Consider the following 14615-nt stretch of genomic DNA (forward strand, 5'->3'; position numbering starts at 1 on the left):
GGCTGGTACTGGAACAACTTCTCCTGCGGCGAGCACACCGGCACCCACTTCGATGCCCCGATCCACTGGATCTCCGGCCGCGACCTGCCGAACAATTCGGTCGACACGATTCCGGTGCAGCACTTCGTGGCGCCGGCCTGCGTGATCGATTGTTCCGAGCAGGTGAAGGGTGACGACGACTACCTGCTGAGCATCGCCGACATCGAGCGCTATGAAAGCCGCCATGGACGAATCCCGAAGGGCGCCTGGGCACTGATGCGCACCGACTGGTCGAAGCGGCAGGACCCGGAGGCGTATCAGAACTTCGACGAGACGGGCCAGCACACGCCGGGCCCGAGCACCGAGGCGGTGCGCTTCCTGGTCGAGGAGCGCGACGTGATCGGCTTCGGCTCCGAGGCCATCGGCACCGATGCCGGGCAGGGCTATCACCTGCGCCCGCCCTACCCGTGCCACTACTACATGCACGGGGCTGGGCGCTACGGCCTGCAGTGCCTCAGCAACCTCGACCTGCTGCCGCCCGCCGGCGCGGTGCTGATCTGCCCGCCGCTCAAGATCGAGAAGGGCAGCGGCAGCCCGCTGCGCGTGCTGGCACTGGTGGGAGCTTCTGCATGACCGCCAAGGTCGCGGCGGTCACCGGCGGCAGCGCCGGCATCGGCAAAGCCATCTGCGAGGACCTGCTGGCACTGGGCTACGAAGTCATCTCGCTTGCGCGCCGGCGTGCCGATATCGACCACCCGAAGCTGCACAGCATCGAGGTCGACCTCGCCGACCGCGCCGCCACCGGGCAGGCCGCGGCCGAACTGGTGCGGCGCTTCGAAGTGACGACCGTGGTGCACAACGCCGGCGTGATCCGGCCGGCGCTGATCGCCGACGTCAAGCTCGACGATCTCGATGCGCTGGTCGACCTGCACCTGGGCTGCGCGATCCAGCTGGTGCAGGCGGCGCTGCCGGCGATGCGCGCGCAGCGCTTCGGCCGCGTGGTGCTGCTGTCGTCGCGCGCGGCGCTCGGTCTGCAGACGCGCACGAGCTACTCGGCGACCAAAGCCGGCATGCTCGGCATGGCGCGCACCTGGGCGCTCGAACTGGCGCCCGAAGGCATCACGGTGAATGTGGTCGCGCCGGGCCCGATCCGCACCGACATGTTCTACGACGTGGTCGAGGCAGGAAGCGAAAAGGAACGGGCACTCTCTGCGTCGGTGCCGGTCAGGCGACTCGGCGAATCGGCCGACGTGGCACGCGCCGTGCGTTTCTTCGCCGACCCCGCCAACAGCTTTGTCACGGGACAGGTGCTGTACGTATGCGGCGGCACCAGCGTCGGCAGCCTCGCGCTCTGAGACACGAAGTTCGCGAACTCATGGTTCTTTCGCTTGCCATCGCAGCCTCGCTTCATTAGCATTCTTGACACTTCAATATTTCATAAATCATGTTCTTTTTTGAAGTCGCCGCTTCTTCGTTCGTCTCCAACCTGAGGAGCTTTGCATGAGAGTCTTGACCCGAATCTGCGCACTGGCGGGCCTTGCGGCCGGCTTCAGCGCCTTCAGCGCCGCGGTGCTGGCCGCCGATCTCAAGGTGGGGTTCATCACCTCGCTGTCGGGACCGGTGTCTTCGCTGGGCATTCCCTACGAGAAGGGCATGAAGGCCGCGGTGGCCTACAAGTCCGAACTCAACGGCCGCAAGATCCAGCTGGTGCAGCTCGACGATGCCTCCGACCCGTCGACCGCCGCACGCAACGCGCGCAAGATGATCGACGAGGACAAGGTCGACGTGATCATCGGCACCGCCGGCTCGCCCGGCGCCCTGGCGATCGCCGCCGTGGCACGCGAGACCAAGACGCCGCTGATCTCGATCGCCAACGCCAACCTGCCGGGCGAAGAGGGCGCCTGGATGGTCACGCTGCCGCAGCCGGCGCCGCTGATGGTCAGCGCGGTGGTCGAGCGCATGAAGAAGTCGGGCGTCAAGACGGTCGGCTACATCGGCTTCTCGGACGCCTGGGGCGACCTGGTCTACGACGCGCTCAAGAAGAGCGCCGAGCCGGCCGGCATCCAGGTGGTGTCGAACGAGCGCTATGCGCGCGCCGATTCCTCGGTCACCGGCCAGGTGCTGAAGATCGTGGCGCTGAAGCCCGACGCCGTGATCACCGGCACCTCGGGCACGCCCGGCGCCTTGCCCTACCTGGCGCTCGCCGAGCGCGGCTACAAGGGCCAGATCTACGGCATGCACGCCCTGATCAATCCCGACTTCGTGCGCGTCGGCGGCCCGTCGGTCGAAGGCCTGCTGGCCCCGACCGGCCCGGTGATCGTGGCCGAGCAACTGCCCGACTCGAATCCGATCCGCAAGACCTCGATGGATTTCCGCGCCGCCTACCAGAAGGCAAACGGCGCGGCGCCGACCGATGCCTTCTCGGCCTACTCCTTCGACGCCTGGCTGCTGTTCCTCGACGCCGCCGCGCGCACCAAGGGCGAGCCCGGCACGCCGGCCTACCGCGTGGCGCTGCGCGACGCGATCGTCAGCACCAAGGAGCTGGTGGGAACGCACAGCGTCTACAACTTCAAGCCCGACGACCGCTATGGTTCGGACGAGCGCTCGCGTGTCATCGTCAAGCTCGAAAAGGGCCAATGGAAACTGGTTCCCTGAAATGAAAAAACTCTCACGCTTCGCCGCCGGCACCACGATTCTCGCGCTGGGCATTGCCCAGGCCATGGCCGCCGACCTCAAGGTCGGCTTCATCAGCTCGCTCTCGGGCCCGGTGTCCGCACTCGGCATTCCCTACGAGAAAGGCATCCGCGCCGCGATCGCCGAGCATCCGGTGCTGGCCGGCCACAAGGTCGAGCTGATCGTCCTCGACGACGCCTCCGACCCGACCACCGCGGGGCGCAATGCGCGCAAGCTCGTGGTTGAGGACAAGGTCGATGTGCTGATCGGCACCTCGGGCGTGCCCGGCGCGATGGCGATCGCGGCCGTGGCGCGCGAGCTCAACACACCGCTGATCTCGCCGACGCCGGTCACCATCCCCGGCCCCGAAGGAGCCTGGACCGTGACCGTCTCGCAGCCCTTTCCGTTGATGGTCGCTGCGGTGGTCGAGCGCATGAAGAAATCGGGCGTCAAGACCGTGGCCTTCATCGGCTTCTCGGACGCGCTCGGCGATCTGGCCTACGACTCGCTCGCGAAGAGCGCAGAGGCCGCCGGCATCAAGGTGGTCGCCAACGAGCGCTACGCCCGCAGCGATTCGTCGGTGGCGGGTCAGGTGCTCAAGATCCTCTCGACCAAGCCCGATGCGGTGTTCGCAGGCAACTCCGGCACGCCCGGTGCGCTGCCCTACCTTGCGCTCGCCGACCGTGGCTACAAGGGCCAGATCTACGGCACGCACGGCCTGATCAATGCCGACTTCGTGCGCGTCGGCGGGGCCTCGATCGAGGGCCTGCAGGTGCCCAGCGGCCCGGTGCTGGTGGCCGACCAGCTGCCCGACAGCAACCCGATCAAGAAGGTCTCGCTGGCCTTCCGCGGCGCCTACCAGAAGGCCAACGGAGCGGCGCCGAATGATGCCTTCTCGTCCTACACCTACGACGCCTACTTGCTGCTGGCCGATGCGGCGGCGCGCACCAAGGGCGAGCCCGGCACGCCGGCCTACCGCAGCGCGCTGCGCGACGCGATCGTCAGCACCAAGGAGCTGACCGGCACCCACGGCATCTACAACTTCAAGCCCGACAACCGCTACGGCTCCGACCAGCGCGCGGTGGTGATCGTGCGCAGCGAGAAGGGCCAGTGGAAGCTGGTTCCGTAAATGACCACCTACCGCGACCGGCCCGAAGCAATCGCCGCGCTCGTCGAAGACGATCGCGTGCACCGCGACCTGTACTTGAGCGACGAGCTGTTCGCGCTCGAACAGGAGCGCTTCTTCGCCCGCACCTGGCTCTACGTGGGCCATGCGAGCCAGGTGCCGAATGCCGGCGACTTCTGGTCGCTCGAACTGGCCGGCCGGCCGGTGTTGATGGTGCGCCAGTCCGACGGCGCGGTGCGCGTGTTCTACAACCGCTGTGCCCACAAGGGCAGCCGGCTGGTCAGCGACGAGTGCGGCAGCACAGGCAAGTTCTTTCGCTGCCCGTACCACGCGTGGACCTACAAGCTCGACGGCGCGCCGCTCGCGATCCCGCTCAAGAGCGGCTATGAAGGCACGCGCCTGAAGCAATGTGAATCGGGCCAGGGCCTGACCGAGCTCCGCCACACCGTCGTGTACCGCGACTTCGTCTTCACCCGGCTGGCCGACCAGGGCCCGGGCTTCGAGGACTATTTCGGCGAGGTGCTGCAATCGATCGACAACATGGTCGACCGCTCGCCCGAGGGCCGGCTCACGGTCGGCGGCGGCGTGCTGCGCAACATCATCCATTGCAACTGGAAGATGTACCTCGAGAACATCAACGACACGSTGCATCCGATGTCGACCCACGAGTCGGCCACGCAGGCGGCCGATGCGCTGTGGCAGGGCCGCGCGCCCGATGCGCCCAAGCCGATGGCGATGGAACAGATCCTGCCCTTCGGCTCCGGCTACGACTTCTTCGACAAGATGGGCGGTCGCGTGCTGGCCAACGGCCACAGCGTGCTGGGCGTCAACTTCAGCATCCACTCGAACTACGCGCAGCTGCCCGACTACGAAGAGGCGATGCGCAGCGCGCACGGCGCCGAGCGCGCGATCGAGATCCTGCAGCGATCGCCGCAGAACTCGGTGTTTTTCCCGAGTCTGTCGGTCAAGGGCTCGCCGCAGGCGATCCGCGTGATCCGGCCGCTGGCCGCCGACCGCACGCTGATCGAGGCCTGGAGCTTCCGCGCCGCCGGTGCGCCCGACCTGCTGTTCGAGCGCGCGATGAGCTACAACCGGCTGGTCTTCTCGCCGATGTCGGTGGTGGCGCATGACGACGTGCATCTGTTCGAGAGCATTCAACAGGGCCTGCGTGCCGAGGGCAACGAGTGGGTCAGCCTGCACCGCAACTTCGATCCGTCGGAGCTGCAGCAGTCGACGATCACCACCAACGGCACCAACGAACTGCTGATGCGCAACCAGTTCCGCGCCTGGAAGAAGTTCATGGTGCCCGACCTGGGGATTCCGGCATGATGGCCCCCGAAGACTTCGTCGCCGCCGAGGCCGCGCTGCTCGATGCCGGCTGCTTCGACGACTGGCTGGCGCTGTTCGCCGAGGACGGCCACTACTGGGTGCCGCTGCAGGGCGCGGCCCAGGCCGATCCCTTCTCGCACAACTCGATCGCCTACGAAGACCGGCTGCTGCTGCAGCTGCGTATCGAGCGCCTCAAAAATCCGCGCGCCCATTCGCAGCATCCGGCCAGCCACTGCCAGCACGTGCTGCAGCGTTCGCGCCGCGAACGCGAGGACGATGACACCGGCGAGGTCGTGCTGCACACCCCCTTCATCTATGTCGAGTCCCGCGGCGAGCAGCAGCAACTGCTGGCGGGCAGCTACCGCCATCGGCTCGTGCGCACCGCTTCCGGCTGGGCGATCCGGCAGAAGCGCGTCGACCTTCTCAATGCCGGGCGTGCGCTGCCGGCGATCCAGTTGTTCATCTGAGCGATCCGCTCAACCCTTTCACCCACCAGGAGCCCACGAAATGAAGAGTGTGATGCAGACCCTGACCCGCAGCGCGCTGGCGACCGCGCTGGGCGTCGGCCTCACGGCAACGGCGTTCGCGGCCGACCTCAAGGTCGGCCTGAGCGTCTCGCTCTCGGGCCCCAACTCCTCGCTCGGCGTGCCCTACGCCAAGGGCATGCAGGCCGCGCTTGCCTACAAGCCCGAGGTCAACGGCCGCAAGATCCAGCTGATCGTGCTCGACGACGGCTCTGACCCGACCACCGCCGGCCGCAATGCGCGCAAGCTGGTCGAGGAAGACAAGGTCGACGTGCTGATGGGCACCTCGGGCGTGCCGGCCGCGATCGCAATGGCGCAGGTCGGCCGCGATGCCAAGGTGCCGATGATCGGCCTGACGCCGATCCAGCTCGACGCCGCCGAGAACCCGTGGGTCTTCACGGTCGCGCAGCCGACTCAGCTGATGATCGACGCGGTGGTCCAGCGCATGAAGAAGGACGGCGTCAAGTCGGTCGGCTACATCGGCTTCTCTGACGCCTGGGGCGACCTGGTCTACAACGCGCTGATGAAGTCGGCGCCCGAGGCCGGCATCAAGGTGCTGGGCAACGAGCGCTATGCGCGCGCCGATGCCTCGGTCACCGGACAGGTGCTCAAGCTGGTCGCGATGAAGCCCGATGCGGTCATGACCGGCGGCGCCGGCACGCCGGGCGCGCTGCCTTTCCTGGCGCTGACCGAGCGCGGCTTCAAGGGCCCGGTGTACGGCCAGCATGGCCTGATCAACCCCGACTTCGTGCGGGTGGTCGGCGCCTCGGGCCAGAACGCGCTGATGCCCACCGGCCCGGTGATCGTCGCCGAGCAGCTGCCCGACGGCTATCCGACCAAGAAGATCGCGATGGACTTCCGCGCCGCCTTCCAGAAGGTCAACAACGCGCCGACCAGCGATGCCTACTCGGCCTATTCCTTCGACGGCTGGCTGGTGTTCGCCGATGCCGCGGCGCGCGCCAAGGGCGAGCCCGGCACGCCCGAGTTCCGCCAGTCGCTGCGCGACGCGATCGCCAGCACCAAGGAAGTGGTCGGAACGCACGGCGTCTACAACTTCAAGCCGGGCAATCTCTACGGCGTCGACGAGCGCGCGCGCGTGATCGTCAAGCTCGACAACGGCCAGTGGAAGCTCGCCCCCTGATCCACGCCGATACCGCACACAACTTCAGGACGATCATGCGAAGGGCATTTCAATGACATGGGACGTGGCGCTCATCCTGGGCATCGACGGGCTCGCCAATGGCGCGGTCTATCTGCTTGCCGGGCTCGGGCTGGTGCTGATCTTTTCCGTCACGCGGGTGGTGTTCGTGCCCTTCGGCGATATCGCGGCCTTCGCGGCGCTGACCCTGGCCGCCTTCGAGACCGGCCGCCTGCCGCCGACCATCGGGCTGGTCATGGTGCTGGCGGCGCTGGCGACGCTGACCGAGGTCGGCAGCCTGCTGCGGCGCGGCGAGGGCCGCAAGGTGCCGAAGGCCATCCTGGCCTGGGGCGTGCTGCCGCTGCTCCCTTGCCTGCTGGCCTGGGCGACCTCGCGGCCCGGCATGCCGGCGGCCGTGCAGATCGCGGTCACGGTGCTGCTGGTGGTGCCGATCGCACCGCTGCTGGCACGCGTGGTGTTCCAGCCGATCGCCGACGCCTCGGTGCTGGTGCTGCTGATCGTCTCGCTGGCGCTGCACTTCCTGTTGTCGGGCCTCGGCCTGCTGTTCTTCGGGCCTGAAGGCTCGCGCACCCAGCCGCTGGCCGGCGGCAGCATCGCGCTCGGCGACGGCTTCTCGGTCAGCGGCCAGGTGGTGCTGATGGTCGGCGCGGCCATCGTGCTGAGCGGCCTGTTCTTCCTGGTATTCGAGCGCACGGTGGCGGGCAAGGCATTGCGCGCCACCGCGGTCAATCGCGTCGGCGCGCGGCTGGTCGGCATCCGGCCGGCGCGCACCGCCTTGCTGGCCTATGGCAGCGCCTCGCTGCTGGCCGGCCTGATCGGGGTGCTGATCGCACCCGTGACCACCATGTACTACGACTCGGGTTTCATTATCGGCCTGAAGGCCTTCGTGGCCGCGATCATCGGTGGCCTCGTGAGCTACCCGATGACCGCCGTCGGCGCGCTCGCGGTCGGCGTGGTCGAAAGCTTCGCCTCGTTCTGGAGCGGCGCGCTCAAGGACGTGATCGTGTTCAGCCTCCTGATCCCGGTGCTGATGCTCCGGTCCTTCCTCAGCGTGCACTCGGAAGAGGAAGAAGACGAGGTGGACCAATGAACCTCCCTCGCAATCGCAACTTCTGGATCGGCCTGGTGATCGTCGCATTGGCCATCGCGCCGATGCTGGCCGGCAACTTCACGGTCTCGCTGCTCAACGACATCGGCATCGGCGCGCTGGTCGCGCTGGGCCTTGTGATGCTGACCGGCATCGGCGGCGCCACCTCCTTCGGGCAGGCGGCCTTCGTCGGCATCGCGGCCTATGCGACCGCGTGGCTCACCACCACGCAGGGGATGTCGCCCTGGATCGGCCTGCTGTTCGCGCTGCTGCTGACCGGCATCTCGGCGCTGGCCATCGGCATGCTCACCCTGCGCCTGGGCGGCCACTTCCTGCCGCTCAGCACCATCGCCTGGGGGCTGTCGATCGCGATGCTGTTCGGCAACGTCGATGCGCTGGGGCGCCACACCGGGCTGTCGAACATTCCGCCGCTGCGCATCGGCGGCTGGTCGCTGGCCGATCCGCGCGCCATCTACTACCTGATTTGGGCGCTGGTCGGGCTGGCCTTCCTGTTCAGCCACAACCTGCTGCAGTCGCGGCCGGGCCGTGCGATCCGCAGCCTGCGTGGCGGTGCCACGCTGCTGGCCAGCGTCGGCGCCGATGCCTACCGCGTGCGGCTCACGTTGTTCGTCACGGCGGCGCTGTTCGCGGGCCTAGCGGGCTGGCTCTATGCGCACATGAACCGCTTCGTGAGCCCGTCGCCATTCGACGTCCGCGCCAGCATCGAGTACCTGCTGATGGCGGTGGCCGGCGGGCTCGGGCAGTTGGCGGGCGCGCTGGTCGGCTCGGCCCTGGTGCTGATCCTCAAGAACGGCCTGCAGGACGTGCTGCCAATGCTCACGCAGCGTGCCGGGCAACTCGAGGCGGTGGCCTTTGCGACGCTGTTCATCCTGCTGTTGCACTTCGCGCGCGGCGGCCTGATGGGCTTCGTGCGGCGCTGGACCGGCGGCCGCCTTGCCGCGGCGCCGTCTCGCGAGCCGGCGACGCCGGTCGAGCCGCTCGCGCATCGCAGCCTGCCCGACCGCGGCTCGCCGATCCTCTCGGTGACCGGCGCGGTCAAGCGCTTTGGCGGCCTGGTGGCAGTGAACGACGTCAGCTTCGATGTCAAGGCGGGCGAGATCGTCGGCCTGATCGGGCCCAACGGTGCCGGCAAGTCGACCATGTTCAACCTGCTGACCTGCACGCTGCCGATGACCGCCGGCCAGGTGCGCTTCCTGGGCCAGGACATCGCCGGCCTGCCGCAGCGCAAGGTGGCGCAGCTGGGGCTGGCGCGCACCTTCCAGCACGTCAAGCTGCGCCCGCACATGAGCCTGCTCGACAACGTCGCGCTCGGTGCCCATTCACGCACCCGCTCGGGCGTGCTGAAGGCGGGCCTGCGGCTCGACCGCACTGAGGAGCGCCAGATCCTGCAGGAGGCGCAGCGCCAGCTCGACCGCATCGGCCTCGGCGACCGTGCGCACGAGCTCGCCGGCAGCCTGCCGCTGGGCACCCAGCGCATCCTCGAGATCGCGCGTGCGCTGGCCGCCGACCCGGTGCTGCTGGTGCTCGACGAGCCCGCGGCCGGCTTGCGCCGCAAGGAGAAGATGGCGCTCGGCGAGCTGCTGCGCAAGCTGCGCGACGACGGCGTGACGATCCTGATCGTCGAACATGACATGGACTTCGTGATGAAACTGGTGGACCGGCTGGTGGTGATGAACTTCGGCTCCAAGCTGGTCGAGGGCGTGCCCTCGGCAGTGCGCGCGGATGCGCGGGTGCAGGCGGCTTACCTGGGGAGCGTTGCATGACGGCCATGCTCGAAATCGGTGACCTGCATGTGTCCTACGGCCAGGTCGACGCCGTGCGCGGCGTCTCGCTGAGCCTCGAACACGGCCAGATCATCTCGGTGATCGGCCCCAACGGCGCCGGCAAGACCACGCTGCTGGCCGCGGCGATGGGCTTGCTGTCCAGCAAGGGCATCCTGAAGTTCGAAGGCGAGGACCTGCACGGGCTCGACGTCGAGGCGCGCGTCGAGCGCGGCCTCTGCCTGGTGCCCGAGAAGCGCGAGCTGTTCGGCGAGCTCAGCGTGCTCGATAACCTGCAGCTCGGGGCCTACTCCAAGCGGCTGGGGAGCGCCGCGCTCAAGCGCCAGCTTCAAACGGTCTACGACCGCTTCCCCCGGTTGGCCGAACGGCGCGCGCAGCGAGCCGACACGCTCTCGGGTGGCGAGCGCCAGATGCTCGCGGTCGGTCGGGCGCTGATGTCGGCGCCGCGCCTGCTGATGCTCGACGAACCCAGCCTGGGCCTGGCGCCGTTGATCGTGCGCGACATCCTGTCGATCGTGCGCAAGCTGCGCGACGACGGCGTCTCGATCCTGCTGGTCGAGCAGAACGCGCGTGCCGCGCTCGAAAGCTCCGACCACGGCTACGTGCTGGAGACCGGCGAGATCGCGCTGTCGGGGCCTTCGGGGCAGCTCGAGAGCGATCCCCGCGTCCAGGCCACCTACCTCGGCGGAGGCACCGACGATGACGAATGAACCGCGCCAGTTGCCGGCCGCGCAGCGCACCCTGCCGGCAATGCTGCAGCGGCAGGCGGTGCAGTTCGGGCAGCGTCCGCTGCTGAAGGTCGCGGGCCGGAGCTGGTCGCATGCCGATGCCGCCGAAGCGGCGGCGCGGCAAGCCGCAGCGCTGGCGCAATCCGGCGTTGCGCGCGGCGACCGCGTCGCGCTCATGAGCGGCAACTGCATCGAATTTCTCGAGGTGTTCCTCGGCGCCGGCTGGCTCGGCGCCGTCACGGTGCCGGTCAATACGGCCTCGATGGGCCCGCAGATCGCGTACTTTCTTTCCAACAGCGAGGCCCAGCTGCTGGTGATCGAGGCGGCCCTGCTGGAGCGGCTTGAGACGGCGGACCTTGGTCGCACGGCGTTGCGCGAGATCTGGGTCATCGGCGAGCCGACGAGCGGCTGGCAGCCGCCCGCCGGCATCCGGCTCGTGTCGTATCCGCCAGGCGCCGAGCCGATCGCGCCGGCCGCGGTGCAGCCCGGCGATCCGCTGGCCATTCTCTACACCTCGGGCACCACCGGACCGGCCAAGGGCGTGGTCTGCCCGCATGCCCAGTATTTCTGGTGGGGCGTGAACAGCGCCGAGGTGCTCGGCGTCGGCGCCGACGACGTGCTGTGCACCACGCTGCCGCTGTTCCACATCAATGCCCTCAACACCTTCTCGCAGGCTGCGCTCACGGGCGCCGAGGTGGTGTTCGAGTCGCGCTTCTCGGCCTCGGGCTTCTGGCCTTCGATGCGGGCCTGCGGCGCCACCGTGGTCTACCTCCTGGGCGCGATGGTGCCGATCCTGCTCGCCCAGCCCGAAGGGCCCGGCGAGCGCGATCACCGCGTGCGCGCCGGGCTCGGGCCCGGCGTGCCGGCCGCGGCGGGCCAGGCCTTCCTGGCGCGCACCGGCGTTCGGCTGCTCGAGGGCTACGGCTCGACCGAGACCAACTTCGCGATCGCCACCGCGCCCGATTCGCCGCGCGGCGGCGTCATGGGCTGGCTGCGGCCGGGCTTTCAGGCGCGGGTCGCCGATGCCGACGACGCCGAGCTGCCGCCCGGCGAGGCTGGCGAGCTGCTGCTGCGCGCCGACGAGCCCTATGCCTTCGCGAGCGGCTACTTCAACATGCCCGAGAAGACCGTCGAGGCCTGGCGCAACCTGTGGTTCCACACCGGCGACCGGGTGCTGCGCGAGGCCGACGGCGCCTTCCGTTTCGTCGACCGCATCAAGGACGCGATCCGGCGCCGCGGCGAGAACATCTCCTCCTTCGAGGTCGAACAGGTGCTGCTGAGCCATCCAGCCGTCGCCGCCTGCGCGGTCTACCCGGTGCGCTCCGAGCTGGCCGAGGACGAGGTCATGGCCGCGCTGGTGGCCCGCGAGGGCAGCCGCATCGAGCCTGAAGACCTGATGCGCTTCTGCGAGGCGCGCCTGCCGTACTTCGCGGTGCCGCGCTATGTCGATCTGCTCGACGACCTGCCGCGGACCGAGAACGGCAAGGTGCAGAAGTACAAGCTGCGCGAGCGCGGCGTGTCGGCCGTCACCTGGGACCGCGGCCCGGCCGTGCGCACCAAGGGTTGAGCGCGGCCGCCGTCGGCTACCTCGCCTCGGCGGCCGGTTTATGCGCTGATCCCAAGAAAAGCACCCGGGGTTAAAATGTTTAGTTGTCAACGGTTTATCGAGCCATGAAGAATTCTCTCTATGGGCGCCACGCGGTCGTGACCGGCGCCGCCCGCGGAATCGGCGCCGAGATCGCGCGCACCCTGGCGGCCGAGGGCGTCCGCCTCAGCCTGCTGGGCCGCGATCGCGCCGCGCTCGAGCGCGTGCGCGGCGAACTGGCGGGCAGCGGCCACGGCGTGGCCGCGGTCGATGTCGCCGATGCCGATTCGGTGCGTGCGGCCTTCGATGCCGTGCGCGCGGCGTCGGGCCCGGTCGAGATCCTGGTCAACAACGCGGGCCAGGCCGAGAGCGCGCCTTTCTTGAAGACCTCGGTCGAGCTCTGGCAGCGCATGCTGGGCGTCAACCTCACGGGCAGCTTCCTGTGCGCGCAGGCGGCGCTGCCCGAAATGCTTGAATCGGGCTGGGGCCGCATCGTCAACATCGCAAGCACGGCGGGCCAGAAGGGCTATGCCTACGTGGCCGCCTACACCGCGGCTAAGCATGGCGTCATCGGGCTCACGCGCTCGCTGGCGCTCGAGGTGGCGCGCAAGGGCATCACGGTCAACGCGGTCTGCCCGGGCTACACCGACACCGACATCCTGCGCGCCAGCGTCGCCAACGTGGTCGGCAAGACCGGCCGCAGCGAGGCCGATGCGCTGGCCGAGTTCGCGGTCGTCAATCCGCAGCGCCGCATCGTGCAGCCGGCCGAGGTGGCCGACGCGGTGCGCTGGCTGTGCGGCGAGGGCGCCGCTTCGGTCACCGGCCAGTCGATCTCGGTGTCGGGCGGAGAAGTGACATGATCGACAGCACCAACGACCCTTCGCACGCGGCGCTCAGCGACGCCGAGGAACTGGGTCACGAGGCCCGCGCGGGCAACGACGATCATGCCGTGCTCAAGCTCTGGCTGCGCATGCTCGCCAGCACGACGCAGATCGAGGCCGAGATCCGCAAGCGGCTGCGCGAGCGCTTCGACATCACGCTGGCGCGCTTCGACTACATGGCGCAGCTCTACCGCTACAAGGACGGCCTCAAGATGCGCGTGCTGTCGCGCTACCTGATGGTCACGGGCGGCAACGTGACCGGGCTGACCGACGAACTCGAGCGCGAAGGCGTGGTCTCGCGCACCGCGAGCCCCGACGATCGGCGGGCCTGGATCGTGAGCCTCACGCCCAAGGGCCGGCGCAGCTTCGAGGCCATGGCCAGCGAGCACGAGCAATGGATCCTTGAGATGTTCTCGGGGCTCGACATGAAGACCGTCAAGCAGCTGCACAGCCAGCTGGGCCAGCTGCGGGTGCATGTGATGCGCAACGAAGCCGCCGGCGAGGAGTCGTCGTGAGTGCGGCGCCCGCCGGTGCGTTCCGCCGCGAGCGGCTGATCCGCTTCTCCGGCTGCGACCCCGCGGGCATCGTCTTCTATCCGCAGTACTTCATCATGTTCAACGGCCTGGTCGAGGACTGGGTCGACGCCATGGGCGTCGGCTACCGCCGGCTGATCTCGGACCAGCGCATCGGCCTGCCAACGGTCCGGATCGAGGCCGACTTCCGCGCTGTGAGCCGCTTCGGCGACAAGGTCACGCTGGCACTGACGGTCGAGCGCCTCGGCACGCGCTCGCTGACCCTGGCGCTGCAATGCGTCGACCCCGTGGGCGAACTCCGCATGCAGATGCGCCAGGTACTGGTGACCACCTCGCTCGAGAGCCATCGCGCGATCGAGATTCCGGCGGCACTGCGCGACGCGATCCTGCGCGGCTTGCCCTCCGAGGGCTGAGCCTGCGCTCAGGCCGCCAGGCCGTTCATGAGCCCGGTGCGCAGGTGGCAGTTGATGTACTCGTAGCTCTGTTCGTCCGCCTTCAGCACCGACACCTCGTGGTACACGCGCAGCTGCAGTTCGAAGTTGAGCTCCTGCACGTAGCGCATGAAGCTGCCGAAGATCGCCACGTGCGTGGGGTGCGACTCGGCCCAGCGCTCCAAGTCCGCCAGCGAGCGCCAGAAGCTCAGGCCGAAGGACTTCTGCAGCGGCGCGCCGCTGCCGTCCAGGTGGTGCATGTAGCGGTTGCTGTAGCAGCCGATCGCGAGGCCCTGGTCGCGCAGGAAGTCCATGCCTTCGCGCAAGGTCGGCTCCATGTCCTCGAGATACAGCGTGCGCTCGCGGCCGGTGGTGTCGGTCCATTCCTGGCCCGAGCGGATCATCGCCACGTTCTGGTGGCCGGCGATGCGCACGCGCCTGCCCAGCGCCGGCGCACCTTCGATCGTGCTGCGGCTTCCCGACGGCGCTATCGCGTCGGTCTGCGACAGCGGGATCCGGTCGCGCATCGAGCCCCAGTAGCCGTGCTCCTGGATCTCGCCGCTGACCCCGCCGCCCATCACCACGCCGACCCCTTCGAAGCGGTCCGGTGTGCTGAACATGGTCTCGTAGTGCTCGGCCCGCGGTGAGGCGATCTCTCGGAAGTAGCCCAGCCCGTCGTCGAGCCGTGCCGGCGAGCGCCACCAGTCGTCGATCTCGGGCGTGGCGCACCAGCGCGCGAAGGCGGCCGGGTCGTTCCAGTAGGCGATCGCGATCATGT

15 protein-coding genes are annotated in these 14615 nt (G+C 68.7%); 14 read left to right on the plus strand and 1 reads right to left on the minus strand.

Annotation, left to right across the window (positions count from 1 at the left end):
- From AC1DY5_RS17995 to AC1DY5_RS18060, 14 genes are all read left to right on the plus strand, one after another.
- Positions 1-612: cyclase family protein (locus AC1DY5_RS17995; protein WP_478113473.1), on the plus strand; the 612-nt coding region annotated here is incomplete at its 5' end.
- Positions 609-1334, plus strand: a complete 726-nt coding sequence (locus AC1DY5_RS18000) for an SDR family oxidoreductase (RefSeq protein ID WP_478113475.1) — start codon at positions 609-611, stop codon at positions 1332-1334. The genes AC1DY5_RS17995 and AC1DY5_RS18000, both read left to right, overlap by 4 nt.
- 145 nt (positions 1335-1479) lie before the next feature.
- Positions 1480-2634, plus strand: a complete 1155-nt coding sequence (locus AC1DY5_RS18005; RefSeq protein WP_478113477.1) for an ABC transporter substrate-binding protein — start codon at positions 1480-1482, stop codon at positions 2632-2634.
- Between the two features lies 1 nt (position 2635).
- A complete protein-coding gene (locus AC1DY5_RS18010; RefSeq protein WP_478113478.1) occupies positions 2636-3781 on the plus strand; it encodes an ABC transporter substrate-binding protein in 1146 nt (381 codons plus the stop codon).
- The gene (locus AC1DY5_RS18015; protein WP_478113480.1) at positions 3782-5107 is read left to right on the plus strand and encodes an aromatic ring-hydroxylating dioxygenase subunit alpha; all 1326 of its coding nucleotides are present in this window, start codon (positions 3782-3784) and stop codon (positions 5105-5107) included.
- On the plus strand, positions 5104-5574 hold the full coding sequence (locus AC1DY5_RS18020; RefSeq protein WP_478113481.1) for an aromatic-ring-hydroxylating dioxygenase subunit beta: 471 nt from the start codon (positions 5104-5106) through the stop codon (positions 5572-5574). The genes AC1DY5_RS18015 and AC1DY5_RS18020 overlap by 4 nt, the downstream gene beginning before the upstream one ends.
- A 40-nt stretch (positions 5575-5614) precedes the next feature.
- Positions 5615-6772: an ABC transporter substrate-binding protein gene (locus AC1DY5_RS18025; protein ID WP_478113483.1), complete on the plus strand. Its 1158-nt coding sequence runs from the start codon at positions 5615-5617 to the stop codon at positions 6770-6772.
- A 52-nt stretch (positions 6773-6824) separates the two neighbouring features.
- Positions 6825-7880, plus strand: coding sequence for a branched-chain amino acid ABC transporter permease (locus AC1DY5_RS18030; RefSeq protein ID WP_478113485.1), 1056 nt, complete (start codon positions 6825-6827; stop codon positions 7878-7880).
- Positions 7877-9661 carry a branched-chain amino acid ABC transporter ATP-binding protein/permease gene (locus AC1DY5_RS18035; protein ID WP_478113487.1) on the plus strand — a complete coding sequence of 595 codons (1785 nt, stop codon included), beginning with the start codon at positions 7877-7879 and terminating at the stop codon, positions 9659-9661. The genes AC1DY5_RS18030 and AC1DY5_RS18035 overlap by 4 nt, the downstream gene beginning before the upstream one ends.
- Complete coding sequence (locus AC1DY5_RS18040; protein ID WP_478113489.1) at positions 9658-10389, plus strand: ABC transporter ATP-binding protein; 732 nt, start codon at positions 9658-9660, stop codon at positions 10387-10389. The genes AC1DY5_RS18035 and AC1DY5_RS18040 overlap by 4 nt, the downstream gene beginning before the upstream one ends.
- Positions 10379-11974 (plus strand): ATP-dependent acyl-CoA ligase, encoded by a 1596-nt coding sequence (locus AC1DY5_RS18045; RefSeq protein WP_478113490.1) that lies wholly within the window; start codon positions 10379-10381, stop codon positions 11972-11974. The genes AC1DY5_RS18040 and AC1DY5_RS18045 overlap by 11 nt, the downstream gene beginning before the upstream one ends.
- A gap of 104 nt (positions 11975-12078) precedes the next feature.
- Positions 12079-12852, plus strand: a complete 774-nt coding sequence (locus AC1DY5_RS18050) for an SDR family NAD(P)-dependent oxidoreductase (protein ID WP_478113492.1) — start codon at positions 12079-12081, stop codon at positions 12850-12852.
- A complete protein-coding gene (locus AC1DY5_RS18055) occupies positions 12849-13388 on the plus strand; it encodes a MarR family winged helix-turn-helix transcriptional regulator (protein ID WP_478113494.1) in 540 nt (179 codons plus the stop codon). Before AC1DY5_RS18050 ends, AC1DY5_RS18055 begins: the two co-directional genes overlap by 4 nt.
- The gene (locus tag AC1DY5_RS18060; protein ID WP_478113495.1) at positions 13385-13819 is read left to right on the plus strand and encodes an acyl-CoA thioesterase; all 435 of its coding nucleotides are present in this window, start codon (positions 13385-13387) and stop codon (positions 13817-13819) included. The genes AC1DY5_RS18055 and AC1DY5_RS18060 overlap by 4 nt, the downstream gene beginning before the upstream one ends.
- An 8-nt stretch (positions 13820-13827) precedes the next feature.
- On the opposite strand, the gene AC1DY5_RS18065 is transcribed toward AC1DY5_RS18060, so the two are convergent.
- Positions 13828-14615 (minus strand): phenylacetaldoxime dehydratase family protein (locus tag AC1DY5_RS18065; protein WP_478113496.1); only part of this gene is annotated, 788 nt, incomplete at its 5' end.

It is taken from the genome of Variovorax sp. P4_D9 (assembly GCF_056401695.1).

What these genes read in the sequence shown, in the direction of transcription:
- AC1DY5_RS18005 (WP_478113477.1), top strand. Translation starts at nt 1,480, where the DNA reads ATGAGAGTCTTGACCCGAATCTGCGCACTGGCGGGCCTTGCGGCCGGC.
- AC1DY5_RS18050 (WP_478113492.1), top strand. Translation starts at nt 12,079, where the DNA reads ATGAAGAATTCTCTCTATGGGCGCCACGCGGTCGTGACCGGCGCCGCC.
- AC1DY5_RS18025 (WP_478113483.1), top strand. Translation starts at nt 5,615, where the DNA reads ATGAAGAGTGTGATGCAGACCCTGACCCGCAGCGCGCTGGCGACCGCG.
- AC1DY5_RS18020 (WP_478113481.1), top strand. Translation starts at nt 5,104, where the DNA reads ATGATGGCCCCCGAAGACTTCGTCGCCGCCGAGGCCGCGCTGCTCGAT.
- AC1DY5_RS18045 (WP_478113490.1), top strand. Translation starts at nt 10,379, where the DNA reads ATGACGAATGAACCGCGCCAGTTGCCGGCCGCGCAGCGCACCCTGCCG.
- AC1DY5_RS18040 (WP_478113489.1), top strand. Translation starts at nt 9,658, where the DNA reads ATGACGGCCATGCTCGAAATCGGTGACCTGCATGTGTCCTACGGCCAG.
- AC1DY5_RS18010 (WP_478113478.1), top strand. Translation starts at nt 2,636, where the DNA reads ATGAAAAAACTCTCACGCTTCGCCGCCGGCACCACGATTCTCGCGCTG.
- AC1DY5_RS18055 (WP_478113494.1), top strand. Translation starts at nt 12,849, where the DNA reads ATGATCGACAGCACCAACGACCCTTCGCACGCGGCGCTCAGCGACGCC.
- AC1DY5_RS18035 (WP_478113487.1), top strand. Translation starts at nt 7,877, where the DNA reads ATGAACCTCCCTCGCAATCGCAACTTCTGGATCGGCCTGGTGATCGTC.
- AC1DY5_RS18000 (WP_478113475.1), top strand. Translation starts at nt 609, where the DNA reads ATGACCGCCAAGGTCGCGGCGGTCACCGGCGGCAGCGCCGGCATCGGC.
- AC1DY5_RS18030 (WP_478113485.1), top strand. Translation starts at nt 6,825, where the DNA reads ATGACATGGGACGTGGCGCTCATCCTGGGCATCGACGGGCTCGCCAAT.